Annotated in this window: 21 protein-coding genes and 1 pseudogene; 5 read left to right on the forward strand and 17 right to left on the reverse strand. The window is 67.8% G+C overall.

The genetic code is table 11. The annotated features are described in order from the left end of the window. The 3 genes and pseudogenes from rho to RT051_RS10760 form a co-directional block, all read left to right on the forward strand. Positions 1 to 365: pseudogene (rho, locus tag RT051_RS10750) on the forward strand (transcription termination factor Rho); the annotation flags it as partial. A 90-nt stretch (positions 366 to 455) separates the two neighbouring features. Beyond that, on the forward strand, positions 456 to 716 hold the full coding sequence (locus RT051_RS10755; protein WP_313076319.1) for a type B 50S ribosomal protein L31: 261 nt from the start codon (positions 456 to 458) through the stop codon (positions 714 to 716). Between the two features lie 101 nt (positions 717 to 817). Further along, entirely contained in the window at positions 818 to 2,527 is a 1,710-nt protein-coding gene (locus RT051_RS10760) for a hypothetical protein (protein ID WP_313076321.1), read from the forward strand. 4 nt (positions 2,528 to 2,531) lie between these two features. Here the strand turns inward: RT051_RS10760 and RT051_RS10765 are convergent, their stop codons facing one another. After that, the gene (locus RT051_RS10765; protein ID WP_313076325.1) at positions 2,532 to 4,370 is read right to left on the reverse strand and encodes an acyl-CoA dehydrogenase; all 1,839 of its coding nucleotides are present in this window, start codon (positions 4,368 to 4,370) and stop codon (positions 2,532 to 2,534) included. Positions 4,371 to 4,642: 272 nt separating this feature from the next. Between RT051_RS10765 and RT051_RS10770 the strand changes: the two genes are divergently transcribed. After that, positions 4,643 to 5,842 carry an MFS transporter gene (locus RT051_RS10770; protein ID WP_313076329.1) on the forward strand — a complete coding sequence of 400 codons (1,200 nt, stop codon included), beginning with the start codon at positions 4,643 to 4,645 and terminating at the stop codon, positions 5,840 to 5,842. A gap of 169 nt (positions 5,843 to 6,011) precedes the next feature. Here the strand turns inward: RT051_RS10770 and RT051_RS10775 are convergent, their stop codons facing one another. The 11 genes from RT051_RS10775 to RT051_RS10825 all read right to left on the reverse strand — a co-directional run bounded on the left by RT051_RS10775 (position 6,012) and on the right by RT051_RS10825 (position 17,898). Next, positions 6,012 to 7,187 (reverse strand): acetyl-CoA C-acyltransferase, encoded by a 1,176-nt coding sequence (locus RT051_RS10775; RefSeq protein WP_313076332.1) that lies wholly within the window; start codon positions 7,185 to 7,187, stop codon positions 6,012 to 6,014. A 49-nt stretch (positions 7,188 to 7,236) separates the two neighbouring features. Then, on the reverse strand, positions 7,237 to 9,336 hold the full coding sequence (locus RT051_RS10780) for a 3-hydroxyacyl-CoA dehydrogenase NAD-binding domain-containing protein (RefSeq protein WP_313076335.1): 2,100 nt from the start codon (positions 9,334 to 9,336) through the stop codon (positions 7,237 to 7,239). A 185-nt stretch (positions 9,337 to 9,521) separates the two neighbouring features. Next, positions 9,522 to 10,175, reverse strand: coding sequence for a maleylacetoacetate isomerase (maiA, locus tag RT051_RS10785; protein ID WP_313076338.1), 654 nt, complete (start codon positions 10,173 to 10,175; stop codon positions 9,522 to 9,524). Between the two features lie 9 nt (positions 10,176 to 10,184). Then, positions 10,185 to 11,507, reverse strand: coding sequence for a TRAP transporter large permease (locus RT051_RS10790; RefSeq protein WP_313076341.1), 1,323 nt, complete (start codon positions 11,505 to 11,507; stop codon positions 10,185 to 10,187). After that, the gene (locus RT051_RS10795) at positions 11,504 to 12,046 is read right to left on the reverse strand and encodes a TRAP transporter small permease (protein WP_313076345.1); all 543 of its coding nucleotides are present in this window, start codon (positions 12,044 to 12,046) and stop codon (positions 11,504 to 11,506) included. Before RT051_RS10795 ends, RT051_RS10790 begins: the two co-directional genes overlap by 4 nt. 98 nt (positions 12,047 to 12,144) lie before the next feature. Next, entirely contained in the window at positions 12,145 to 13,167 is a 1,023-nt protein-coding gene (locus RT051_RS10800) for a TRAP transporter substrate-binding protein (RefSeq protein ID WP_313076348.1), read from the reverse strand. A gap of 31 nt (positions 13,168 to 13,198) precedes the next feature. Continuing rightward, a complete protein-coding gene (locus RT051_RS10805) occupies positions 13,199 to 14,212 on the reverse strand; it encodes a fumarylacetoacetate hydrolase family protein (RefSeq protein ID WP_313076351.1) in 1,014 nt (337 codons plus the stop codon). A gap of 122 nt (positions 14,213 to 14,334) precedes the next feature. Beyond that, positions 14,335 to 14,880 carry a VOC family protein gene (locus RT051_RS10810; RefSeq protein ID WP_313076353.1) on the reverse strand — a complete coding sequence of 182 codons (546 nt, stop codon included), beginning with the start codon at positions 14,878 to 14,880 and terminating at the stop codon, positions 14,335 to 14,337. A 45-nt stretch (positions 14,881 to 14,925) separates the two neighbouring features. Next, positions 14,926 to 15,150: a DUF2783 domain-containing protein gene (locus tag RT051_RS10815; RefSeq protein ID WP_313076356.1), complete on the reverse strand. Its 225-nt coding sequence runs from the start codon at positions 15,148 to 15,150 to the stop codon at positions 14,926 to 14,928. A 32-nt stretch (positions 15,151 to 15,182) separates the two neighbouring features. After that, positions 15,183 to 16,847 (reverse strand): FAD-dependent oxidoreductase, encoded by a 1,665-nt coding sequence (locus tag RT051_RS10820; RefSeq protein ID WP_313076358.1) that lies wholly within the window; start codon positions 16,845 to 16,847, stop codon positions 15,183 to 15,185. 85 nt (positions 16,848 to 16,932) lie between these two features. Continuing rightward, positions 16,933 to 17,898: an MBL fold metallo-hydrolase gene (locus RT051_RS10825; RefSeq protein ID WP_313076360.1), complete on the reverse strand. Its 966-nt coding sequence runs from the start codon at positions 17,896 to 17,898 to the stop codon at positions 16,933 to 16,935. Positions 17,899 to 18,007: 109 nt separating this feature from the next. On the opposite strand from RT051_RS10825, the gene RT051_RS10830 reads away from it, so the two are divergent. Then, entirely contained in the window at positions 18,008 to 18,913 is a 906-nt protein-coding gene (locus RT051_RS10830; RefSeq protein ID WP_313076362.1) for a LysR family transcriptional regulator, read from the forward strand. 27 nt (positions 18,914 to 18,940) lie between these two features. Here the strand turns inward: RT051_RS10830 and RT051_RS10835 are convergent, their stop codons facing one another. From RT051_RS10835 to RT051_RS10855, 5 genes are all read right to left on the reverse strand, one after another. Next, positions 18,941 to 19,636, reverse strand: coding sequence for an ABC transporter ATP-binding protein (locus RT051_RS10835; RefSeq protein ID WP_313076364.1), 696 nt, complete (start codon positions 19,634 to 19,636; stop codon positions 18,941 to 18,943). A gap of 5 nt (positions 19,637 to 19,641) precedes the next feature. Beyond that, a complete protein-coding gene (locus RT051_RS10840; protein WP_409520593.1) occupies positions 19,642 to 20,463 on the reverse strand; it encodes an ABC transporter ATP-binding protein in 822 nt (273 codons plus the stop codon). Further along, positions 20,460 to 21,812: a branched-chain amino acid ABC transporter permease gene (locus RT051_RS10845; protein WP_313076366.1), complete on the reverse strand. Its 1,353-nt coding sequence runs from the start codon at positions 21,810 to 21,812 to the stop codon at positions 20,460 to 20,462. The genes RT051_RS10840 and RT051_RS10845 overlap by 4 nt, the downstream gene beginning before the upstream one ends. Before the next feature lie 6 nt (positions 21,813 to 21,818). Continuing rightward, a complete protein-coding gene (locus tag RT051_RS10850) occupies positions 21,819 to 22,772 on the reverse strand; it encodes a branched-chain amino acid ABC transporter permease (protein ID WP_313076369.1) in 954 nt (317 codons plus the stop codon). A gap of 76 nt (positions 22,773 to 22,848) precedes the next feature. Continuing rightward, a partial coding sequence (locus RT051_RS10855; RefSeq protein WP_313076371.1) for an ABC transporter substrate-binding protein occupies positions 22,849 to 23,727 on the reverse strand: 879 nt, incomplete at its 5' end.

Raw genomic sequence — 23,727 nt, forward strand, 5'->3', positions numbered from 1 at the left:
TCTTCGGCGCGGCGCGCAAGGTCGAGGAAGGCGGCTCGCTGACCATCATCGCCACCGCGCTGGTGGACACCGGCAGCCGCATGGACGAGGTCATCTTCGAGGAGTTCAAGGGCACGGGCAACAGCGAAGTCCACCTGAACCGCCGCCTGTACGAAAAGCGCGTCTTCCCGGCCATTGAGCTCAACAAGAGCGGTACGCGGCGCGAAGAGCTGCTGCTGGCGCCCGAGATCCTGCAGAAGACCCGCATCCTGCGCCAGTTCATGTACAACATGGACGAGATCGAGTCCATGGAGCTGATGATCAAGAAGATGAAGGAAACCAAGACCAACGTCGAGTTCTTCGAAGCCATGCGCCGGGGCGGCTGATCGGTGCCTGTGCGATAATCGCGGGCTTTTTTGCGGAAAGTACATCGGAATAGGCCGGTGCGGCTCCCGCGCCATGAGAGAGAAAAGACCATGAAAGAAGGCATTCACCCCAACTACCGCGAAGTGCTCTTCGTGGACCTGTCCAACGGCTTCAAGTTCGTCACCCGCTCCTGCGTGAACACGAGGGAAACCGAGACCTACGAGGGCAAGGAATACCCGCTGTACAAGCTGGACACCTCGTCGGAATCTCACCCCTTCTACACCGGCACGCAAAAGTCCGTGGACAACATGGGCGGCCGTGTGGAGCGCTTCCGCAACCGCTTCGGCAAGACCGCCGCGGCCGCGAAGTAAGCCCTCGACAACCCGGGGCGCGGCTTTTGCCCGCCCCACGAAAAAGGCAGCCCGGCACGCCGCGCTGCCTTTTTTCTTGGAATGCTCGGCAGTCCCAGGCCATGAATCTTCCCTCCCCCGCCATCGTCGCCCAGAGCGCCGTGCGCCCGCTGCCGCGCCCGGCGCTGCTGCTGCTGTGTGTGGCCTACGTGCTGGCAGGCTGGCTGGGACGTGACCCCTGGCGGGGCGACGATATCGCCGCGTTTGGCTACATGCTGGAGCTGGCGGCCGGGCGCACCCCGTGGCTGGCGCCGGAGCTTGCCGGCATGGCCCCGACCGCCGATGGTCTGCTGCCCCTGTGGCTGGGCGCGGCTGCCATTCGGGCGCTGGGCGGCTGGCTGCCGCTGGAGCTTGCCGCTCGCCTGCCCTTCATCGCCCTGCTGGCGGCAACGCTGGCCAGCACCTGGTGGGCCATCGCCCACCTGGCCCGTTGCCCGGGGGCGCAACCCGTGGCCTTTGCCTTTGGCGGCGAAGCACCGCCCGAGGACTACGCGCGCACCCTGGCCGACGCCGGGCTGCTGGCGCTGGTTGCCTGCCTGGGTCTGGCCCAGCTGTCGCACGAGACCAGCAGCTATCTGACGCAGCTGGCCTGCGGGGCCCTGGTGTTCCTGGCGGCGGCCGTGCTGCCCGCGCGCCCTGGCTGGGCCGCGGCCGCCGGCGCCTGCGGGCTGTTCGGCCTGGTGCTCAGCGGCGCCCCGACCATCGCCGCGCTGCTGGGTGCGGGGGGCGCCTGGCTGGCTTGGCAGGCCCAGCCGGCCGCGCCGCGCGAACGCGCCCGGGGCGCGGCCCTGCTGGCCGGGCTCACGCTGCTGGCCGCCGGCCTGGCGTGGCTGCTGGACCTCTGGCGCTGGCGCATCGCCGCCCCAGAGGACCTGCGCACCTGGCACAACCTGCTGCGGCTGCTGGTCTGGTTCACCTGGCCAGCGTGGCCGCTGGCCCTGTGGACCCTGTGGCGCTGGCGCCGCCAGATCGCCAGCCGCCAGTGGCACCGCCACCTGTGGCTGCCGCTGTGGTTCACCCTGGTGTCGCTGGCCGCGACGCTGCTGACGGCGCCGGCCGACCGGGCCCTGCTGGTGGGCTTGCCGGCGCTGGCCGCCCTGGCGGCTTTCGCGCTGCCTACCCTCAAGCGCGGCATCGCCGCCCTCATCGACTGGTTCACCCTGCTGTTCTTCAGCATCGGCGCGGTCGCCGTGTGGGTGGTCTGGCTGGCGGTGCAGACCGGCACCCCGGCCCGCCCGGCCGCCAACGTGGCGCGGCTGGCACCCGGCTTTGTCCCGTCGTTCTCGCTGCTGGCCTTCGGCGTGGCGCTGGCGGCGACAGCCGGCTGGGCGGCGCTGGTCTGGTGGCGGGCGGCGCGCAACCGTGCACCCCTGTGGAAAAGCCTGATCCTGCCCGCCACCGGCACCACGCTGGGCTGGCTGCTGCTCATGACGCTGTGGCTGCCGCTGCTGGACTACGGCCGCAGCATGGCCCCGCAGGCCGCCGCCGTCACGGCGGCGCTCGGCCCGCAGCCCGGCTGCGTGGCGGTGGCAGGTCTGAACCGCGGGCAGGTCACCGCCCTCATGCACCACGGCGCGCTGCAGGTGGTGCCAGCCGCCCGGCAGGCGCAGGCGCAGTGCCGGTGGCTGGTCGTGGACACCCGCGCCGGCGCGCACCTGACCGGCGGCGACCCGCGCGAGCGGTCCTGGGAGCTGGTGGCCAGCGTCGGCCGGCCCACCGACCGCAACGACCGCCTGCTGGTGCTGCGCCGCGCGACGCCCGCGCAGCACTGAAGGATCAGAACATCGACGCCGACATGTCCGCGCAGGTCATGTCGCGCCGCGCCACCACCGCCAGCCAAGCGCCGATGCGCGGCAGTTCATAGTGATAAAAATAGCGTGCAGCCCCCATCCTGCCTTGGGATGCAGCTATTGAAAGCGTAGTGTCGCTGCGCAGCACCGCCAGGGCTACGTCCAGCCACGTCCAGGCCAGGACCATGTGGCCGAAGGCCTGCAGGTAGGGCACGGCATTGGCCAGCGCCTGCTGCGCATCGCCCGTGGCCCAGGCGGCGCGGGTTGTCGCCTCCACGTCCTGCAGGGCCTGCGCCAGCTGGTCGGCCCAGCCGGCCAGCTGCGCGTGCCCGCGCGCCTCATCGAGCGTGCGGCCCATGGCGCGCGCCAGCAACGCCAGGCCCGCCCCGCCCTGCATCACCACCTTGCGCCCGAGCAGGTCCATGGCCTGGATGCCGTGCGTGCCCTCGTGGATCATGTTCAGCCGGTTGTCGCGCCAGTACTGCTCGACGGGAAAGTCGCGCGTGTAGCCATAGCCGCCGTGGATCTGGATGGCCAGGCTGTTGGCCTCCAGGCAGTTCTCGCTGGGCCAGCTCTTGGCGATGGGGGTCAGCACCTCCAGCAGCAGCCGGGCCTCGGCCGCGGCCTGCGGCTCGCCCGTGCGGACTTCATCGACCAGGCGCGCGCAGTACAGGTTCAGCGCCAGCGCACCTTCGCAATAGCTCTTCTGCGCCAGCAGCATGCGCTTGACGTCGGCGTGCTCGATCAGGGGCACCTGCGGCTGCGTCGTGTCCTTGCCTCCAGCGCCGATGGGCCGGCCCTGCAGGCGCGTCTTCGCATAGTCCAGGCTGGCGTAGTAGCCCGCCAGGCCCAGCATGGTGGCCGCCATGCCGATGGCGATGCGCGCCTCGTTCATCATGTGGAACATGCATTTCAGGCCTTCGCCCGGCTGGCCAACCCGGTAGCCGATGGCGCCGGCGCTGCCGCGTACCGGGTATCTGCCCTCGCCAAAGTTCAGCAGGGTGTTGGTCGTGCCGCGCCAGCCCAGCTTGTGGTTCAGGCCGGCCAGGGCCACGTCGTTGCGCTCGCCGGTAAGCCGGCCTTCGGTGTCGACGAGGTGCTTGGGCACGATGAACAGCGAGATGCCCTTGACGCCCGGCACCAGCCTGCCGTCCGGCCCGGGAATCTTGGCCAGTACCAGGTGCACGATGTTCTCGGTCATCTCATGCTCACCGGCGCTGATCCACATCTTGTTGCCCTGCAGGCGGTAGCGCGGCCCCAGCGGGTCGCGCTCGAAGTCCTCGCCGTCCGACACGGCGCGCGTGGCGATGTCCGACAGCGACGAGCCCGCCTGCGGCTCGGACAGGCACATGGTGCCCGTCCAGCGGCCATTGAACTCGTTGGCGGCAAACACCTGCTGCTGCAAGGCCGTGCCATGCGCCAGGATGGCATTGGCGTTGCCCGTGGTCAGCAGGCTGGAGCTGATGCTGATGGAGGCGACGCCGAAGAAGGCGTTAGCCGCCGACTCGACCACATAGGGCAGCTGCATGCCGCCCAGTTCATAGTCCTGCGCGGCGCTGAGCATGCCGCTCTCGGCATAGGCCTGCCGGGCGTCGTGGGTGCATTGCGGCAGGATGACGCGCTCCCCGTCGAAGCGGGGCTCCTCGGTGTCCACCGTGCGGTTGAAGGGCGCGTATTTCTCGCGCGCAATGCGCTCGCAGGTGTCGAGCACCGCGTCGAAGGTCTCGCGCGAATGGTCGGCGAAGCGCTCGCGGGCGGTGAGCGATTCGGCGTGCAGCCAATCGTGCAGCAGGAAGTCGAGGGCGGAGCGCAGGGGGGGGGTCATGCGCGAAATTATGGGAGGGAGGAAGCACGGAAAGCTGTCCGCTGGGTGACGGGCGGCAAGGGCACGGGCCTTTACACGCTGCTTGCTGACCAGGACCTGGCCAGCAAGCAGCCCAGGGATGAGCACAATACGCGGCTGGTCTGCCCCAACCGCCGGACCTGGCCTGGCATGAGGCACGTTCCCGCCGGCAGGCACCCAGACCGGTGCTCCGGTTCCGTGGCCCCGTCCGTTCGTTCTTCCCTCGCGGGTCTGCCGCTCCCTCCGCCCTGCCCATGTCCCCTGGTTTCCGGTCCCTGTCCCTGCTGAGCTTTGCCATGGTCGTGGGGGTGATGGGCACGGCGCTGATCAGCCCGCTGTACGGCCTGTACCAGGAGGCGTGGCACCTGCAGACCGTGGAGGTGTCGCTGATCTACGTGATCTATATGGGCGGCGCCCTGTGCGCGTTGCTGCTGTTCGGGCGGCTGCCGGACGTGCTGGGCTTCAAGACGACGATGGCCTGGGCGCTGGCGGCCATCTGGCTGGGCACGCTGGTGTCCATGCTGGCGTGGAATGTGATGTCGCTGTCGGTGGGGCGGTTCATCGTGGGCGCGGCATCCAGCATGGTGACCACCAGCGCGTCGCTGGGTTTTCTGCACGTGGCGCCGCCGGAAAAGCGCAACCGCATGGCTATGCTCAGCAGCATCCTGATCGCCTTCGGATTCGGCGTGGGGCCGCTGATGGGCGGCATCCTGGGCCAGTGGGCACCCAAGCCGCTGGTCACCACCTACCTGCCGACGCTGGTGCTGGCGCTGCTGGGCATCGTGGGGCTGCGCCGGGTGCAGGTGCACCCCCACGACGGCGCCGCCGCGCTGCGCCGCCGGGCGCGGTGGGCCGACATCGTGCCCAGGCTGACGTGGCCTGCCGCGCAGGACCGGGGCGCCTTCGTGCTGACCTGCGCCCTGCCCTTCGTCGCCTTCGGCGTGTTCGGGCTGTACGCGTCGATGCTGCCACTGTTCCTGGACAAGATGGTGCCCTGGCACGGGCCGGTGGTGAGCGGCACGGCGGTGGCGCTGATTCTGTTCGCCTCGTCCGGCTTTCAGCTGCTGGCGCGCCGCGTGCCGGTGCGCTGGACGGGCGTGGCCGGCCTGGTGGCGCTGGCGGCCAGCAACGCCCTGCTGCTGGCCAACCTGCTGGCCGGCTCCACCTTGCTGTTCTTCAGCGGCGTGCTGCTGACGGCGCTGGGCCATGCGCTGACCATGCTGGCGGGCATGACCATGATCAACAAGATCGCCACGGCGCACAACCGCTCGGGCCTGCTGTCGACCTACCTGGTAGTAGGCTACATCGGCTCCATGGCGCCCATGCTGGGCATCGGCTGGATCGCCGATCGCTGGGGCATGAACGTGGCGCTGGCGTGCTTTTGCAGCGCGGTGGTGGCCATGGGCTGCGTGGCCGGGTGGCTGTTCCAGGCCCACCCGCGCACCCGGGGTTGAGCCGGCCCGGCGCGCACACCGCCGGTTATGGATAAAAAACGGCTCCAGCGCCCGCCAGTCAGGCGCGAGCAGCTATCAAAAACAAAGCAAACGCCCCGCGCAGACGGCAAGCCTGCGCGGGGCGTGAGGGGGCGCCGGCCAGGGCGCCCGCGGGTGGCTGCCGGCGTGCTTACAGCACCTCGAACACCCCGGCCGCGCCCATGCCGCCGCCGATGCACATGGTCACGCAGACCTTCTTGGCACCGCGGCGCTTGCCCTCGATCAGCGCGTGGCCCGTCAGGCGCTGGCCCGATACGCCATAGGGGTGGCCCAGGGCGATGGCACCGCCGTTGACGTTCAGCCGGTCATTCGGAATTCCCAGCTTGTCGCGGCAATAGATCACCTGCACGGCAAAGGCCTCGTTCAGCTCCCACAGGTCGATGTCCTCGACCTTCAGGCCCAGCTTCTTCAGCACCTTGGGCACGGCAAAGACCGGGCCGATGCCCATCTCGTCGGGCTCGCAGCCGGCCACCGCGAAGCCGAGGAAACGGCCCAGGGGCTTGAGGTTGTTGCGCGCGGCGTAGTCCTCGCTCACCACCACGCATGCGCCGGCGCCGTCGGAGAACTGGCTGGCGTTGCCGGCCGAGATCAGCCCGCCCGGCAGGGCCGAGCGCAGGCCGTGGATGCCCTCGAACGTCGTGCCCTCGCGCGTGCCCTCGTCCTTGCTCACCGTGACTTCCTTGGTGATCAGGCCGCGCACCTTGTCGGCGATGCCGGCGGTGACGGTGATGGGGACGATCTCGTCGTCGAACTTTCCGGCGGCCTGCGCGGCGCAGGCCTTTTGCTGGCTGGCGGCGCCGTACTCGTCCATGGCGTCGCGGCCGATGCCATAGCGCTTGGCGACCTGCTCGGCGGTCTGCAGCATGCTCCAGTAGATCTCGGGCTTCTTCTTCTGCAGAGCCAGGTCGAAGATCATGTGCATGTTCATCTCCTGCTGCACGCAGGAGATGCTCTCGACGCCGCCGGCGACATACACGTCGCCCTCGCCGGCGATGATGCGCTGCGCCGCGTTGGCGATGGTCTGCAGGCCCGAGGAGCAGAAGCGGTTGATGGTCATGCCCGAGGTGGTCACGGGCAGGTCGGCCATCAGCGCGATCTGGCGCGCGATGTTCATGCCGGTGGCGCCTTCGGGGTTGGCGCAGCCCATGATGACGTCATCGACGGCGGCCGGGTCGATGCCGGCGCGCTGCACGGCAGCGCGCACGGCGTGCCCGCCCAGCGTGGCGCCGTGGGTCATGTTGAACGAGCCCTTCCAGCTCTTGGCGAGCGGCGTGCGGGCGGTGGAGACGATCACTGCGGAGGTCATGTGCGAACTTCCCTTGAATTCGGTGGATGGACGGGGGTGGGCTGCGGGCTCAGAAGCCCCGGCCTTCGGCCACCAGCTTTTGCAGCAGCGGCGCGGGTTGCCAGAAGGCGGCATCGTCCTGCGGGTTCTGCGCGAAGCGCTTCATGGCCTGCGCGACGTTGAACAGGCCCACCTCGTTGGCATAGTTCAGCGGGCCGCCGCGGTGCACCGGGAAGCCGTAGCCGTAGATGTAGACGATGTCGATGTCGCTGGCCTTGTTGGCGATGCCTTCTTCCAGGATGTGCGCGGCCTCGTTCACGAGCGAATACACCAGGCGCTGCACGATCTCCTCGTCGCCAATCTTGCGCGGCGTGATGCCCAGCGCCTCGCGGTGCTCGGCCACCATCTTCTCGACCTCGGCGTTCGGGATGGCGTCGCGCTTGCCCGGGGCGTAGTCGTACCAGCCCTTGCCCACCTTCTGGCCAAAGCGGCCCATCTCGCACAGCAGGTCGGCGGTCTTGCTGTACTTCATGCCGGGTTTTTCGACGGCGCGGCGCTTCCTGATGGCCCAGCCGATATCGTTGCCCGCCAGATCGCCCATGCGGAACGGGCCCATGGCGAAGCCGAACTTCTCGATGGCGCGGTCCACCTGCGCGGGCGTGCAGCCCTCGTCCAGCAAAAAGCCCGCCTGGCGGCCGTACTGCTCGATCATGCGGTTGCCGATGAAGCCGTCGCACACGCCCGAGACCACGGCCACCTTGCGGATCTTCTTGGCGACAGCCATCACGGTGGCCAGCACATCGGGGGCGGTGGCGTCGCCGCGCACCACCTCCAGCAGCTTCATCACGTTGGCGGGACTGAAGAAATGCAGGCCCACCACGTCCTGCGGGCGCTGGGTGAAATTGGCGATCCGGTTCAGGTCCAGCGTGGAGGTGTTGGACGCGAGGATGGCACCGGGCTTCATCACTTCGTCGAGCTTCTTGAAGACCTGTTCCTTGACGCCCATGTCCTCGAACACGGCCTCGATGACCAGGTCGGCGTCGGCCAGGTCTTCGTAGGCGAGCGTGGTGGACAGCAGCGCCATGCGCTGCTCGTACTTGTCTGCCTTGAGCTTCTTCTTGGCGACCTGGGCCTCGTAGTTCTTGCGCATGGTGGCCACGCCCCGGTCCAGCGCCTCCTGCTTCATCTCCAGCATGACCACGGGAATGCCGGCGTTCAGGAAGTTCATGGCGATGCCGCCACCCATGGTGCCGGCGCCAATGACGGCCACCTTCTTGATGTCATGCTTGGGCGTGCTGGCCGGCACGTCCGGGATCTTGCTGGCCGCACGCTCGGCAAAGAACAGGTGGCGCAGCGCGCGCGACTCAGGTGTCCACATCAGGTGGATGAACAGCTCACGCTCGGCGGCCAGGCCGTCGTCGAACTTCCTGTGCTTGGTGGCGGCCTCGACGGCGTCCACGCACTTGGCGGGCGCGGGGAAGTTCTTGGCCATTCCCTTGGCCATGTTGCGGGCGAACTGGAAATAGGCCTCGCCGTTGGGGTGCTTGCACGGCAGGTTGCGCACCAGCGGCAGCGGGCGCACGTCGGCCACGCCGCGGGCAAACGACAGCGCCCCCTCGGCCAGCCCCTCGGGCGAATCGACCAGTTTGTCAAAGAGCTTCTGGCCAGGCACGGAGGCGATGAACTCGCTCTTGACGGCCTCGCCGGTGACGATCATGTTCAGCGCTGCCTCCACGCCAATGACGCGCGGCAGGCGCTGCGTGCCACCTGCGCCGGGCAGCAGGCCCAGCTTGACCTCGGGCAGCGCGACGCTGCAGCCGGGCGCGGCCACGCGGTAATGGCAGCCCAGGGCCAGCTCCAGCCCGCCGCCCATGCAGACGCTGTGGATCGCGGCCACCACGGGCTTGGAGGACTGCTCGATGGCGGAAATCACCGTATGCAGGTTGGGCTCAGCCAGGGCGCGGTCGGTGCCGAACTCGGTGATGTCCGCCCCGCCGGAGAAGGCGCCGCCCGCCCCGGTGATGACGATGGCCTTGACCTGCTCGTCAGCCTGTGCCTGTTCCAGCCCGCGCACCACGCCCTGGCGCGTGGCCAGGCCGAGGCCATTGACTGGCGGGTTGTCGAGGGTGATGACGGCCACATCGCCGTGGACCTGGTATTGAGCACTCATGCGGGTTGTCCTTCGATGGGAAAGAGGGAGGAAGGGAAAAGAACGATCGTGCGATTTTCATTGTAGGCACAGGACCCGTTTTGACCAGCGGGTTTTGTCCCGGTCGGGACAAAACACGGTCCAGGCAGGCACGAAAAAGCCGCCGCCCCCGGGCGGGGACAGCGGCTCTAGGCCGGGGCAGTTCGTCAGGCGGCGTCGGGCTGCCGCTCGGGCGCGGCCTGCTGGAACGCCGGCAGCGCCTCGCACTCAGCCACGATGCGTGCAATGGTCGGGTAACCGTCCATGGGGCAGTTGAAGCGCTGGGCATTGAAGACCTGCGGCACCAGGCAGCAGTCGGCCAGGCCCGGCGCATCGCCGTGGCAAAAGCGCCCGGTCTCGGGGCTGCGCGCGAGCATCTCCTCGACCGCCGCCAGGCCGAGCGCCACCCAGTGGGCGTACCAGGCGTCCTTCTGCTCCTCGCTCACGCCCAGGTCGTGCTTGAGGTGGCGCAGCACGCGCAGGTTGTTGAGCGGGTGCAGGTCGCAGGCCACGGCCTGGGCCAGCGCCCGCACGCGTGCCCGGCCCAGGGCGTCGCCTGGCAGCAGCGGCGCGCCGCCATGGGCCTCGTCCAGGTACTCGATGATGGCCAGAGACTGCGTCAGCACCGGGCCGTCCGCGCTCTCCTGCAGCGCCGGCACCAGCGCCTGCGGATTGGTGGCGCGGTAGGCCGCGCCATGCTGCTGGCCGCCGTCCTTGAGCAGGTGGACGGGCACGGTCTCGTAGGGCAGGCCCTTGAGGGCGAGCGCGATGCGCACCCGGTACGCCGCCGAGCTGCGAAAGTAGGAATAAAGCTTGAGCATGCGCATGCGTCAGTTGAGAAGGTGCACCAGCCACAGCGACAGGCCGGGCACGAGGACCAGCACCGCAGTGCGCAGCAGGTCCGAGACGATGAAGGGCACGGTGCCGCGGTAGGTTTCCTTCATCGGCACGTCCCGGGCCAAGCTGTTGATGATGAAGAGGTTCATGCCCACCGGCGGGGTGATCAGGCCGATCTCCACCACCATCAGCGCCAGCACGCCAAACCAGATGGCCTTGTCGGTCTGGTTCAGGCCCCAGTAATCCATGCCCATGACGATGGGCAGGAAGATGGGAATGGTCAGCAGGATCATGGACAGGCTGTCCATCACGCAGCCCAGTACCAGGTAGATCAGGATGATGGCCAGCAGCACCAGCAGCGGCGACATCCCGGCGTTCAGTACCCACTGGGCCGCGGCCGTGGGCATCTGCGACAGGGCGAAGAAGGCGTTGAGCAGATCGGCGCCCAGCAGGATCAGGAAGATCATGGCGGTGGCCGAGGCGGTGTCGAACGCCGCCTGCATGAACCCCTGCCAGGTCAGTTCGCGCGTGAACAGCGCCAGCGCCGCCGTGGCCATGGTGCCGATGGCCGCCGCCTCGGTGGGCGTGAAGATGCCGCCGTAGATGCCGCCGATCACGGTGACGAACACGGCCACGATGGGCCAGACGTCGCGCAGCGTCTTCCAGCGCTCGGGCCAGCCCATGCGCGGTGCCGCCGGCCCGCTGCCCGGCACCACGCGCACGTAGATGGCGATCGCCAGCATGTAGCCAGCCATGGCCAGCAGGCCCGGCAGCAGCGCCGCCATGAACATGGAGGCGACGTTCTGCTCGGCCAGCACGGCGTAGATGACCAGCACCACCGACGGCGGGATCAGGATGCCCAGCGTGCCGCCGGCGGCCAGCGCCCCGGTGGCCAGCGCCGGCGAATACTTGTAGCGGCGCAGCTCCGGCAGAGCCACCTGGCCCATGGTCGCGGCCGTGGCCAGCGACGAGCCGCAGATGGCGCCAAAGCCCGCGCAGGCGCCCACGGCGCTCATGGCCACGCCCCCGCGCCAGTGGCCGAGGAAGGCGTTGGTCGCCTGGAACAATCGTCGCGACAGGCCGCCGCGCGAGGCCAGGTTGCCCATCAGCAGGAACAGCGGCACCACCGACAGGTCATAGACCGAGTAGCGCGCAAACGCCATGGTCTTGACGTAGTTCAGCAGCGGGTCCACCCCGGAGACCAGGGCATAGCCGATGGCGCCGGCCAGCAGCATGGAGACGGCGATGTGGATGCGCAGCACCAGCAGCACCAGCACCAGGCCGCCCATCAGGAAACCGATGGCTTCGCTGCTCATGGCGCCGCTCCGATCTTGCGGGACTCGGTCCAGGCGGTGTAGAGCGCCGTCAGCGACAGCAGGCCGAAGCCCGGCGCGATGGTCAGGTGCGCCCACCACTGCGGCCAGCCCAGGATCATGGAGGTCTCGCCGGTGCGCCACGTGTCCCACGCGCCCACGGCGCTGCGCCAGGTCAGCCACAGGGCGACCGCCGCCAGGATGAGGGCGGCCGCGGTGTCGAGCACGGCGCGCAGGCGCGGGCCCGCGCCATGGGTGAAGAAGTCCACGATGACGTGGGCGTTCTTCATCTGCGCGTACGGCAGGAAGGAGGAAATCGCCAGCGAGCAGGCCACCTGCACCATCTCGACGTCGCCCATGACGGGCGAGTCCAGCAGGGCCCGGCCCAGCACGCTCCAGGTCGAGAGCACGCAGATCGCCAGCAGCAGGAGAATGCCCCCGAGGGCGGACAGCTGGGACCACGCCAGCAGGAAACGCCCGACGGCGTCCTGCGGCCCGCCCGGCTCTGGCACGCCGTCGGGCGCGCTGAAAACTTCGGCCATCGCTACTCTCTGGATGGAAGATCAATGAAACAGGCGGCCCGCCCGCGCCCCGCGGCAGCGGGGAGCGAGGTGCGGGCGCCAGTGCGCGGTGCGCAGGTTCAGTGGGCGTACTTGGTCGAGAGCGAGCGCGCCATCTCGACCATGCCCTTGCCGTCGTAGCCCTTGGCCGTGACTTCCTTGATCCAGTCGTCGGTCACGCGCGCGGTGGCCTTCTGGAAGCCCTCCACCTCGGCGGCGCCGATGGTGTTGAACTGGTTGCCGCGCTCCTTGGCCGGCTTGATGGCCACCACGGCCGACTCGTCCCAGACCTTGCCGATGGCGGCGGAAAAATCCACGCCCGAGTTGGCGTCGATGACCTTCTTCAGGTTGGGCGGCAGGCTGTCGTACTTGGCCTGGTTCATGGCGATGGTGAACAGCGCCGTGTACAGACCCGGCTGCGGCGGGTTGATCTCCGAGTGGTACTTGGTCATCTCGTGCAGCTTCATGGTGGGCACGACCTCCCACGGCAGCACGTAGCCATCGACCACGCCCTTGGAGACGGCGTCCGGAACCTGCGGCATGGGCATGGCCACGGGGGTGGCGCCCAGGGCGGCGATCATCTTGTTGGTCAGGCGCGTGGGCGCGCGCATCTTCAGGCCCTTGAAGTCCGCCACCTTGGTGATGGGCCGCTTGTTGTTGTGCAGCTGGCCACGGTCGTGCACGTGGAAGGCCAGGGGCTTGAGACCGGCGAAGTCCTTCTGGCCATATTTTTCATAGACCTCCCAGGCCGTGCGGCTGCCGCCCTCGGCGTCCTTGGTCAGGAAGGGCAGCTCCATCACCTCCATGGACGGGAAGCGCCCGGCCGTATAGCCCGGCAGCGTCCAGACGATGTCGGCCACGCCGTCGATGGCCTGCTGGATCAGCTGCGGCGGCGTGCCGCCCAGCTGCATGGCCGGGTAGATCTGGCACTGCAGCTGGTTGTCGGACTCCTTGGCGATCTTGGCGCACCAGGGCTCGAGCACCTTCTGCTGCGACAGCGCCGTGGGCGGCCAGAAATGGGCCACCTTCAGCACGACGGGCTGCTGGGCCTGGGCGGCGATGGCGGCGGTGGCCAGGGCGATGGCGGTGAGGGCTTTCTTCATGGGGTTTGTCTCCGTGGGGTGGGGTGGGGAATCAGGGCGCGCTGGCCGTGTCCACGCGATTTTCAATGGTGCCGAAGATGCTCCGGCCCGCGCCGTCGAGCATTTCGATGCGCACCACGTCGCCGTGGCGCATGAAGGGGGTCTGAGGCTTGCCCTGCTCGATGGTCTCGTAAGTGCGCACTTCCGCCAGGCAGCAATAGCCCACGCCGCCATTGTCGATGGACGAGCCCCACAGGTTGCCCTGCTTGTTGGACACCGTGCCCGAGCCGATGACCGAGCCCGCGCACAGCGTGCGCGTCCTGGCCACGTGGGCCACGAGCTGGCCGAAATTGAAGGTCATGTCCACGCCGGCGTTGGGCTTGCCGAACAGCTTGCCGTTCAGGTGCACCCGCAGCGGCAGGTGCACCTTGGCGTCCTTCCAGGCCTCGCCCAGCTCGTCGGGCGTGACGGCCACGGGGCTGAAGGCGCTGGCGGGCTTGCTCTGGAAGAAGCCGAAGCCCTTGGCCAGCTCCGCCGGGATCAGGCCGCGCAGCGACACGTCGTTGACCAGCATGACCAGGCGGATGGCCTTGGCGGCTTCGGCGGGGCTGGCGCCCATGGGCACGTCGCCCGTCACCACGGTGACTTCGGCCTCGAAGTCGATGCCCCACTCCTCGCGCGCCACCACATCGCCGCGCGGCGGGATGAAGCCGTCGCTGCCGCCCTGGTACATCAGCGGGTCGGAATAAAAGCTCTCGGGCACCTCGGCATTGCGCGCCCGGCGCACCAGCTCCACGTGGTTGATGTAGGCCGAGCCGTCGGCCCACTGCCAGGTGCGTGGCAGCGGCGAGTGGCAGGCCGCCTCGTCGAAGGCCTCGCCCTTGATGGCGCCGCTGTTGAGTGCCTCATAGACCTGGCGCAGTTGCGGCTCGGCACTGTCCCAGTCGTCCAGCGCAGCCAGCAGGGTGCGCGCGATGGCGGGAACGGCGCGGCAGCGCGTGAGGTCCCGGCTGACGACGACCAGCGTGCCGTCGCGGCCGCCTTGTTGCAGAGTGGCAAGTTTCATGGTGCTGTGTTTTTATAGTCAAAAAGGCCGCAAGCTCGCGCCAGTTCTGGAGTGGGCGCTATAAAAAAGCGTTTGCCTGCAGCAGCGCTGCAGGCACGGTCGGGTCGGCGGTCAGGCGCGCGTCACGCCGCGTAGCTGCCGTCGTGCATCCAGCGCGCGTGCTGGGGCGCCTTCTTGGTGCGGTCCCACTCTTCGAGCATGTCCCACTTGACCTCGTCGAGCGCCTTGCCCATGGCCGGGGTCATGGTGCTGGCGGCCAGCTCCAGGCGGTGGCCGGAGGGGTCGCGGAAGTAGATCGACTGAAACAGCGTGTGGTCGGTGGGCCCGATGACCTCGATGCCGTCGGCTTCCATGCGGGCCTTGGCCTGCATCATGACCTCCACCGAGTCCACCTTGAGCGCCAGGTGCTGCGTCCAGGAGGGCGTGTTGGCGTCCGAGGGGGCGATCATCTCGGCCTTGGTGGGCAGCTCGAAGAAGGCCAGGATGTTGCCGCCGCCCAGGTCCAGGAAGATGTGCATGTACGGATCCGGGTCCTTGGTGGAGGGCACCTCGTCCTCGGCGATGGCGAGGATGAAATCCATGTCGAGGTACTTCTTGTACCACTCGACGGTTTCCTTGGCGTTCTTGCAGCGGTAGGCGACGTGGTGGACGCCCTTGACGATGGACATGGTTGTCTCCTTGTGTAGTGGTGGCTCTGTGGTGGGAAAAACGGTTCAGACCCCGGCGCGGGCAATCTGCAGGGCTTCGCGCAGCACGCCGATGTCGCCGATGTGGTTGGCCAGCAGCAGGATCAGGCGGGCATTGACGACTTCGCTTTGCTCGTCGGTCAGGCCCTGGTGGGTCTCGATCAGCGCCTCATAGAAGTCGTCGCCAGGCGTATAGGCCTGGAAGTAGCGCTTGCCGGGCTCGTGCAGGTTGGGCTGGGTGATCAGGGGCATGGCGTCTCTTTTCATGGCGGAACCTCTTGCTTTCAGGCGTTGCCGGTGGCGCGGGCAACGGCTGCGCGCACCTGGGATGCATCGAACTGGCGCCAGCGCGCGGCCACGTGCTGGTCAGGGCGTATCAGGTAGGTGGTGCCGGGACGCAGGTCGTAGCGTTCGCGCACAGCGCCCTGCGCATCGATCAGCGTGGCCAGCGACGCGGGAGCGCTACCCTGGGCTGCTACCACGATAGCCTGCACGCCGATGGCGTCCTGCGCCAACGCGGCCAGCTCGGCAGCCTGCGCTGCATCCAGCGCCGAGGCGTCATCGACGTAGTGCAGCAGGTGGAACTGCCCGCCGATGTGGTTGAGCAGCCACTGAGTCCGCCCGCCTTCGATGGGGGCGTCGTCCATGGGCGCGCCCGGCACCATGTTGCCGGCGAAGCTGTCGACGTCCGGGGTGTTCAGGGGCGAGTCCACCAGCCAGCTGGGCACCGACAGGCGGCCCGAGTTGACCAGGGCGCGGGCAAACGGATAGTGCTCGGCCAGCTGCAGCACGGCGTTGCGGAACTGCTTGCTCACGCGGCTCTTGGGCGTGATGAAATCCGTCGAGCGCGTGGAGTTCATGAGGTTCTCGTCGGCGGCGTAGCAGCGCTCGCTGCTGTAGCTGTCCAGCAGCGACGCGGGCGCCTTGCCGTCGATCACGAGCTTGAGCTTCCAGGCCAGGTTGTCCGTGTCCTGGATGCCCGAGTTAGCGCCGCGCGCGCCGAACGGCGAGACCTGGTGCGCGGCGTCGCCCACGAACAGCACCCGGTTGTGGTTGAAGCGGCCCATGCGCCGGCACTGGAAGGTGTAGACGCTGACCCACTCCAGCTCGAACTCGCGGTCGTCGCCCAGCATGGCGCGGATGCGCGGGATGACGCGCTCGGGCTTCTTTTCCTCCTCGGGGTCGGCATCCCAGCCGAGCTGGAAGTCGATGCGCCAGACGTTGTCGGCCTGCTTGTGCAGCAATACCGACTGGTTGGGATGGAAGGGCGGGTCGAACCAGAACCAGCGCTCGGCCGGGTAGTCGGCCGCCATGACCACGTCGGCGATCAGGAAACGGTCCATGAAGATCTTGCCCTCGATCTCCAGGCCCAGCATGTTGCGGATGGGCGAGCGCGCGCCGTCGGCGACCACCAGCCAGTCGCAGGTGAGCGAGTAGGCGCCGTCGGGCGTCTCCACGCGCAGGCTGGCCTGGCGCTCGTCCTGCGAGACGGCGATGACGTTGTTCCTAAAGCGCATCTCCAGGTTGGGCAGCTCGCGCGCCCGCGCCACCAGGTACTCCTCCAGGTAGTACTGCTGCAGGTTGACCATGCCCGGGCGCCGGTGGCCGTCCTGCGGGCGCAGGTTGAAGTTGAAGACCTCGCCCTCGCGGAAGAACGTGCGGCCCACGTTCCAGGACACGCCCTTGTCCACGCAGGGGTCACCGCAGCCCATGCGGTCGAGCACCTCCAGGGCGCGCTTGGCATAGCACACGCCGCGCGAGCCGATGGACACCGTGTCGTCGTTGTCCAGCAGCAGCACGCTCTGGCCCTGGGCGGCCAGGTCGATGGCCGCCGACAGCCCCACGGGGCCCGCGCCGATCACGACCACCGGATAGTGGCCACCGCCCTGCCCGCTCACCTCGGGCGGACACACGTACTCGAACTTGGGATAGGTATAGGTCTTCAGCATGTCGTCTCCTCGCCTCCTCTTTTTGAAGAATATCAGCTGCAAACCCTTGCCTCACAAGGGCTTGCAGCTATGTTTCAGATAGCAATCACCCCTGCTGCAGGGCGTGCCACATCTGCTGGTCGCGCTCGGCCGTCCAGATGCGCGGGTCGCGGATGCCGCTGGCCTCGTCGTGCGCGCGCGTCACGTCGAACGGCAGGCAGTGCTCGTAGATGAAGACCTGCGCGAACTTCGGGTCCATGGCCTTGCGGGTGTGCGCCATGGTGGCCTTGAGGTCCATGCCCTGGGCGACGGCCTCCTGCGCGCTGGTGTAGAGCGTGCTCACGAAGTCGCGGGTGTAGGCCAGGCCCTTTTGCACCGCCTCGGGCGTCAAGAGCGCCGGGCCGCGGCCCGGCACCAGCTTGTCGAAGTTCATGGCGGCCAGGTTGTCCAGCGTCTGCGGCCAGTCGGCCAGGTAGGCGTCGCCCGTGTAGCAGGCGGCGTCAGCCTCGACCAGGTCGCCCGAGAAGCAGATGTTCTGGCTGGGCAGATAGACGATGGCGTCGCCCTTGGTGTGGCCGCGGCCTACCTGCTTGATGCGCACCTCCAGCCCGCCCATCCACAGCGCCATCTCGCCTTCGAAGGTGATGGTCGGCCAGGTCAGGCCGGGCACGCTCTCCACGGCCTGGAACAGGCGCGGAAAGCGGCCGATCTCCGAGTCCATGTCCTGCTGGCCGCGCTCGACAATCAGGTCGTAGGTGTCGCGGCTGGCGATGACCTGCTCCAGGCCCTCGCTCTTGTAGCCCGAAGCGCCCAGCACGCGCACGGCGTGGTAGTGCGTCAGCACTACGTACTTGATGGGCTTGTCGGTGATCTCGCGCACCTTGGCGATCACCCCTTGCGCGGCCACCGGCGTGGCCGTCGCGTCGATGATCATGACGCTGTCGTCGCCGATGATGACGCCGGTGTTCGGGTCGCCCTCGGCGGTGTAGGCCCAGGCGTTGTCGCTGAGTTTTTCCCAGCTGATTTTTTTCTCTTCCAGATCGGCCTGGGAGGCAAACTTCTTCTCGCTCACGGCGCTGCTCCTGTGGGAATTTAAGTAAATGCGACTGTCTGGTCGGATTAGATGACGAATCCATTTATCAGACAATCGCTTTTTTATTATCCATTTATAGATTCATCTCATGAATGTGACGCTGCGCCAGCTCAGCGCCTTCGTGGCTGCCGCCGACACCGGCAGCTTCACCCTGGCGGCCGAGCGGCTGTTCATCACCCAATCGGCGCTCAGCTCGCTCATCAAGGAGCTGGAGCAGGCGCTGGGCCTGCGCCTGTTCGACCGCAGCACGCGCCGGCTCAAGCTGTCGGAGACGGGGCGCGAGCTGTATCCGCAGATCGAAAAAATCCTGCACGACTTGGCCGGCGTGGTCAGCGAGGCGGGCAACCTCAAGGCGCTCGAACGTGGCACGGTGCGCGTGGCCGTGCCGCAGCTGCTGGCCTGCACGCTGCTGCCCGAGGTCATGGCAGGTTTTCACCGCCAGTACCCGGCGGTGCAGCTGCGGCTGGTGGACTGCGCGGTCGAGAGCGTGATGGCGCGCGTGTTCTCGGGCGAGGTGGATATTGGCCTGGGCCCGGAGCGCGAGGCCAACTCCGACATCCAGGCCAGCGAGCTGTTCCGCATGCCCTTCATGGCGGTGCTGCCGCCGGGCCATGCACTGGCCAAGCGCCGCCAGCTCGCCTGGAGCGACCTGAGCGGCCAGCCGCTGGTCACGCTGCAGGGCCAGTTCACCGAGCTGCTGGTCAGTGACGTGGGCGAGGCCGCGCGCGACCTGCACAAGGAGGCCTTCATGCAGGTCACCTTCATGACCACGGCGCTGGCGCTGGTGCGCGCGGGCCTGGGGGTGACGCTGTGCATGCCCTACGCGCGCATGCTGGTCGAGCAGTACGGCCTGGTCATGCGGCCCATCGGCGATCCGGTGGTCGAGCGCAGCTTCTGGATCTTCACGCGCCGCGGGCGCTCGCTCACCCCGGCGGCGCAGGAGTTCCTGAAGTTCCTGCAGCAGCGCCTGCAGGGGCCGGACACCTTCGCCTGAGCATTGCGATTCGCCCCGCCCGGGGCGTCACACCTCCAGCCACTCCTTGCGCACCGCCGCGTTGGCGCGCAACTCATCGGGCGTGCCCGAGAACACGATGCTGCCGTGCCCCATGACCAGGGCCCGGTCGGAGATCGACATGGCGATGGTGAGTTTTTGCTCGATCAGCAGCACGGCGATGCCCTTGTCCTTGAGCCGCGTGAGGTACTGCCCCACCAGCTCGACGATCTTCGGCGCCAGGCCCTCGGTGGGCTCGTCGATGATGATGAGGTCGGGGTCGCCCATGAGCGTGCGGCACAGGGTCAGCATCTGCTGCTCGCCGCCGGACATGACGCCGGCCTCGATGTTGCGCCGCTCGGCCAGGCGCGGAAACATGGCGTACATGTCGTCCTCGCTCCAGCGGCTGCCGCGCCCGTTGCCCTTCTGGCCCAGCAGCAGGTTCTGGTGCACCGTGAGGTTGGGAAAGACGTCGCGGCTCTCGGGTACGTAGCCCAGGCCCAGATGGGCGATCTCGTAGGCCTTTTTGCCGGCCAGGCTGGTGCCCTTCCAGTCGATGCGGCCCTGCCAGTCCACCAGGCCCATGACGGCCTTGGCGGCGGTGGAGCGGCCCGAGCCGTTGCGCCCCAGCAGCGCCACGATCTCGCCCGGCCGCACCTCGAAGTTCACGCCATGCAGCACATGGCTCTTGCCGTAGTAGGCGTGCAGGTTCTCTATGGTCAGCATGTCGTTCAGTGCCCCTGCTCCTGCTGCGCGGCAATCACCGAGCCGAGGTACGCCTCCTGCACGCGCGGATTGGCGCGCACGCGCTCGGGCTTGTCGAAGGCGATGACCTCGCCATATACCACCACCGCGATGCGGTCGGCCAGGCCGAAGACCACGCCCATGTCGTGCTCCACCGTAAGCAGCGTGCGCCCTTCGGTCACTTCGCGGATCAGGCGAATGAAGCGCGTCGTCTCGGTGGTGCTCATGCCGGCCGTGGGTTCGTCCAGCAGGATGCAGCTGGCGCCGCCGGCGATGGTGATGCCGATCTCCAGCGCACGCTGCTCGGCGTAGGTCAGGTTCATGGCCAGCACGTCGCGCTTGGATTGCAGGCCGATGCGCTCCATGAGCTGCTCGGCCTGCTCGTTGGCATCTTTCAAACGCGAGAGGAAGCGCCAGAACGCGTAGCGGTAGCCCAGGCTCCACAACACGCCGCAGCGCAGGTTCTCGAACACCGACAGGCGCGGGAAGATGTTGGTGATCTGGAAGCTGCGCGACAGCCCCAGGCGGTTGATCTCGAACGGCGCGCGGCCGTCGATGCGCTCGCCGTGCAGCAGCACCTGGCCGCTGGTCGGCGCAAAACGTCCGCTGATCAGGTTGAACAACGTGGACTTGCCCGCGCCGTTGGGCCCGATGATGGCCACGCGCTCGCCCGCAGCCACGGCCAGGTTAGCGCCGCGGATGATCTCGGTCTTGCCGAAGCTCTTGCGCAGCTCGCGCAGTTCGAGCGCGGGCACGGCGGCCGTGCCGGCGGCGCTCATCGCCAGGGGTGCCTGCACCATCGTCGTCATGCTCCTGCCTCCGCGCGCTTGATCTGCAGCTCGATCTGCTCCTGAATGGTGCCCCAGCGCCGTGCAAAGGCGCGCCGGCTCAGCTCCAGCAACAGCGCGCCCAGGGCGAACAGCGCGCCGGCGACCAGCCAGGCGGTGCTGCTGCGCGTATCGAGCACCAGCCCCATGAAGGGCAGCTCGTTGCCCATGGCGGCGTTGAGCTGCAGATGGTAGGTCATCTCCACCATGGCGGCGGCGCCCACCACGGTCAGCAGGCCGCTGGCCGCCAGCGCCAGGTAGGGCAGCGCCAGCTCGCGCATGCGTCCGAAGCGTGCCACGCGCAGGTTCACCATCAGCAGGCTGGCAATGCCGCCAGGCGCATACATGACCATCAGCAGGAACACCAGGCCCAGGTAGAGCAGCCAGGCATTGGACAGCTCCGACAGCAGCACCGAGGCGAACACCAGCAGTACCGCGCCGATGATGGGGCCGAAGAAGAAGCCCGCGCCGCCCAGGAAGGTGAACAGCAGGTAGCCGCCCGAGCGCACCACGCTCACGCTGTCGGCGCCGGTGACGATTTCGAAGTTGATGGCCGCCAGCGCCCCGCCCACGCCGGCGAAGAAGCCCGCGATGGTGAAGGCGAACCAGCGCACGCGCTGGGTGTTGTAGCCGATGAACTCGACCCGCTCGGGGTTGTCGCGCACGGCGTTCAGGATGCGCCCCAGGGGCGTGCCGGTGAAGGCGTACATCAACGCCGTGCAGGCAAAACAGTAGGCGGCGATCAGGTAATACACCTGCATGGCCGGCCCGAAGGTGATGCCGAAAAGGCCCTTGCCATAGACCCGGTCGGTGGTGATGCCGCCCTCGCCGCCGAAGAACTCGGGGAACATCAGCGCCATCGAGGCCACCAGCTCGCCGATGCCCAGGGTGATCATGGCGAAAGTGGTGCCCGACTTGCGCGTGGTGACGAAACCCAGCAGCACGGCGAAGAAGGCGCCGGCCAGCCCCCCGACCACGGGCATCAGCACCAGCGGGATGGGCAGCTCGCCGCGCCCGGCCATGTTGATGGCGTGCACGGTGATGAACGAGCCCAGGCCGGTATAGACGGCGTGGCCGAAACTGAGCATGCCGCCCTGCCCCAGCAGGATGTTGTAGGACAGGCAAATGATGATCAGGTAGCCGATCTGCGAGAGCATGGTCAGCGCCAGGCTGCTCGTGAAGATGTGCGGCGCCAGCACCAGTGCCAGCGCGAACAGCGACCAGATGGCGATGCGCCCGATGTTCAACGACCGGAAGCGGTAGTGGCCGCCCTGCGGCGCAGCGGCCGCGCGCGGGGCGGAGGTGGGGGAGGAAGTTGCAGCGGCAGTCATGGGATGTCAGTCCTCGCGCGTGCCCAGCAGCCCGCGCGGACGCACGATCAGCATCAGGACCAGGAACAGATACGGCAGGATGGGCGCGACCTGCGAGACGGTGAGTTTGAGCACCGGCCAACCGAAGGTCTGCTCGCCCACGGCCATGCCGAGCGAGGCCAGCAGACCGGCGAGCGACCAGTCCAGCGCCACGGCGAAGGTCTGCACGATGCCGATGATGAGCGAGGCGAGAAACGCCCCGGCCAGAGACCCCATGCCGCCGACCACCACCACCACGAAGATGATGGAGCCGACCGATGCGGCCATGGCCGGCTCGGTGATGTAGGTGTTGCCGCCGATCACGCCGGCCAGGCCCGCCAGCGCGCAGCCGCCGCCAAAGACCAGCATGAACACGCGCGGCACGTTGTGGCCCAGCGCCTCGACCATGTGGGGATGCTTGAGCGCCCCCTGGATCACCAGGCCGATGCGGGTGCGCGTGAGCACCAGCCACACCGACAGCAGCATCAGCACGGCCACCAGCATGATGAACGAGCGCGACTTCGGGAACTGCGTGCCGTACAGCGTAAAGAGCGGTCCCTGCAGCGCGGGCGGCAGCCCGTAGGGGACGGTGGAGCGGCCCCAGACCAGCTGCACCACTTCCAGGATCAGGTAGGACAGGCCGAAGGTGACCAGCAGCTCGGGCACGTGCCCGAAGCGGTGCACGCGCCGCAGACTGTAGCGCTCGAAGGCCGCGCCCAAGGCGCCCACCAGCAGCGGCGCGATGACCAGTGCCGCCCAGAAGCCCACCACGCCCGACAGGGTGTAGGCAAAGTAGGCGCCCAGCATGTAGAAGCTGGTGTGGGCGAAGTTGAGCACGCCCATCATGCTGAAGATCAGCGTCAGCCCCGAGCTCAGCATGAACAGCAGCAGCCCGTAGCTGACGCCGTTGAGCAGCGAGATGACGAAAAATTCGAGGTTCATCGAAAACGCGCCGAAGCAAGGTTGAAAAAAAAGCCCGAGCGCGTGCTCGGGCCCGCGGCAACGTCTTGCGACCCCGTCAGGACGGCCGCTTCATCTGGCACGACGTGGGCGTGCTCGCCACGTAGGGCTCGTAGTACTTCACCGGCACGAAGGTGTAGCCGGTGTTCTCCGAGTCGTAGGGGTGCTGGCCGCCGGCCTTTTCCCAGCGCGTGATGAACAGGCCCTGCTGCAGCTGGTGGTCGCTCTTGCGCATCTCGACCTCGCCATTGAAGCTGTTGAACTTCAAGCCTTCGAGCACCGGCGCCACCTTGGCCGGCGCGGTGGACTTGGCCGTCACGAAGGCCTGGTCCAGCATGGCGAAGCCGTGGTAGACGGCGGCGGTGTACAGGTCGTCGTTGAACTTCTTCTTGAAGTCGGCCACCATGGGCTTGAGGCTGCCCGGCAGGTTCAGGTGGCCATAGGAGACCATGTAGACACGCTTGTCGGCGCCCGCGCCCATGGCCGTGGGGCTGCCCGTCACGCCGCCGTAGTAGGTGTAGAAATTGACGTTGTTCAGGCCGGCGTCGTTGGCTGCCTTGATGAGCAGTGCCAGGTCCGAGCCCCAGTTGCCGGTGATCACGGTGTCGGCGCCCGACTGCTTGATCTTGGCGATGTAGGGCGCGAAGTCGCGCACCTGCGCCAGCGGAGCGAAGTCGTCGCCGACGATCTCCACGTCCGGGCGCTTGCTCTTGAGCATCTCCTTGGCGTATTTGGAGACCTGGTGGCCGTGGGCATAGTTCTGGTTGATGAGGTAGACCTTCTTGACCTCGGGGTGGTCCTTCATGAAGGTGGTCAGCGCCTCCATCTTCATGGAGGTGTCGGCATCCAGGCGGAAGTGCCAGTAGCTGCACTTGCTGTTGGTGAGGTCCGGGTCCACCGCGGCGTAGTTCAGGTACAGCACCTCCTTGCCGGGGTT

Origin of the sequence: Melaminivora sp., assembly GCF_032059615.1 — a bacterium.
In the GTDB taxonomy this organism is placed as follows: Bacteria; Pseudomonadota; Gammaproteobacteria; order Burkholderiales; family Burkholderiaceae_C; genus Melaminivora.

What these genes read in the sequence shown, in the direction of transcription:
- RT051_RS10755 (WP_313076319.1), top strand. Translation starts at nt 456, where the DNA reads ATGAAAGAAGGCATTCACCCCAACTACCGCGAAGTGCTCTTCGTGGAC.
- RT051_RS10760 (WP_313076321.1), top strand. Translation starts at nt 818, where the DNA reads ATGAATCTTCCCTCCCCCGCCATCGTCGCCCAGAGCGCCGTGCGCCCG.
- RT051_RS10765 (WP_313076325.1), bottom strand. Translation starts at nt 4,370, where the DNA reads ATGACCCCCCCCCTGCGCTCCGCCCTCGACTTCCTGCTGCACGATTGG.
- RT051_RS10770 (WP_313076329.1), top strand. Translation starts at nt 4,643, where the DNA reads ATGTCCCCTGGTTTCCGGTCCCTGTCCCTGCTGAGCTTTGCCATGGTC.
- RT051_RS10775 (WP_313076332.1), bottom strand. Translation starts at nt 7,187, where the DNA reads ATGACCTCCGCAGTGATCGTCTCCACCGCCCGCACGCCGCTCGCCAAG.
- RT051_RS10780 (WP_313076335.1), bottom strand. Translation starts at nt 9,336, where the DNA reads ATGAGTGCTCAATACCAGGTCCACGGCGATGTGGCCGTCATCACCCTC.
- maiA (WP_313076338.1), bottom strand. Translation starts at nt 10,175, where the DNA reads ATGCTCAAGCTTTATTCCTACTTTCGCAGCTCGGCGGCGTACCGGGTG.
- RT051_RS10790 (WP_313076341.1), bottom strand. Translation starts at nt 11,507, where the DNA reads ATGAGCAGCGAAGCCATCGGTTTCCTGATGGGCGGCCTGGTGCTGGTG.
- RT051_RS10795 (WP_313076345.1), bottom strand. Translation starts at nt 12,046, where the DNA reads ATGGCCGAAGTTTTCAGCGCGCCCGACGGCGTGCCAGAGCCGGGCGGG.
- RT051_RS10800 (WP_313076348.1), bottom strand. Translation starts at nt 13,167, where the DNA reads ATGAAGAAAGCCCTCACCGCCATCGCCCTGGCCACCGCCGCCATCGCC.
- RT051_RS10805 (WP_313076351.1), bottom strand. Translation starts at nt 14,212, where the DNA reads ATGAAACTTGCCACTCTGCAACAAGGCGGCCGCGACGGCACGCTGGTC.
- RT051_RS10810 (WP_313076353.1), bottom strand. Translation starts at nt 14,880, where the DNA reads ATGTCCATCGTCAAGGGCGTCCACCACGTCGCCTACCGCTGCAAGAAC.
- RT051_RS10815 (WP_313076356.1), bottom strand. Translation starts at nt 15,150, where the DNA reads ATGCCCCTGATCACCCAGCCCAACCTGCACGAGCCCGGCAAGCGCTAC.
- RT051_RS10820 (WP_313076358.1), bottom strand. Translation starts at nt 16,847, where the DNA reads ATGCTGAAGACCTATACCTATCCCAAGTTCGAGTACGTGTGTCCGCCC.
- RT051_RS10830 (WP_313076362.1), top strand. Translation starts at nt 18,008, where the DNA reads ATGAATGTGACGCTGCGCCAGCTCAGCGCCTTCGTGGCTGCCGCCGAC.
- RT051_RS10835 (WP_313076364.1), bottom strand. Translation starts at nt 19,636, where the DNA reads ATGCTGACCATAGAGAACCTGCACGCCTACTACGGCAAGAGCCATGTG.
- RT051_RS10840 (WP_409520593.1), bottom strand. Translation starts at nt 20,463, where the DNA reads ATGACGACGATGGTGCAGGCACCCCTGGCGATGAGCGCCGCCGGCACG.
- RT051_RS10845 (WP_313076366.1), bottom strand. Translation starts at nt 21,812, where the DNA reads ATGACTGCCGCTGCAACTTCCTCCCCCACCTCCGCCCCGCGCGCGGCC.
- RT051_RS10850 (WP_313076369.1), bottom strand. Translation starts at nt 22,772, where the DNA reads ATGAACCTCGAATTTTTCGTCATCTCGCTGCTCAACGGCGTCAGCTAC.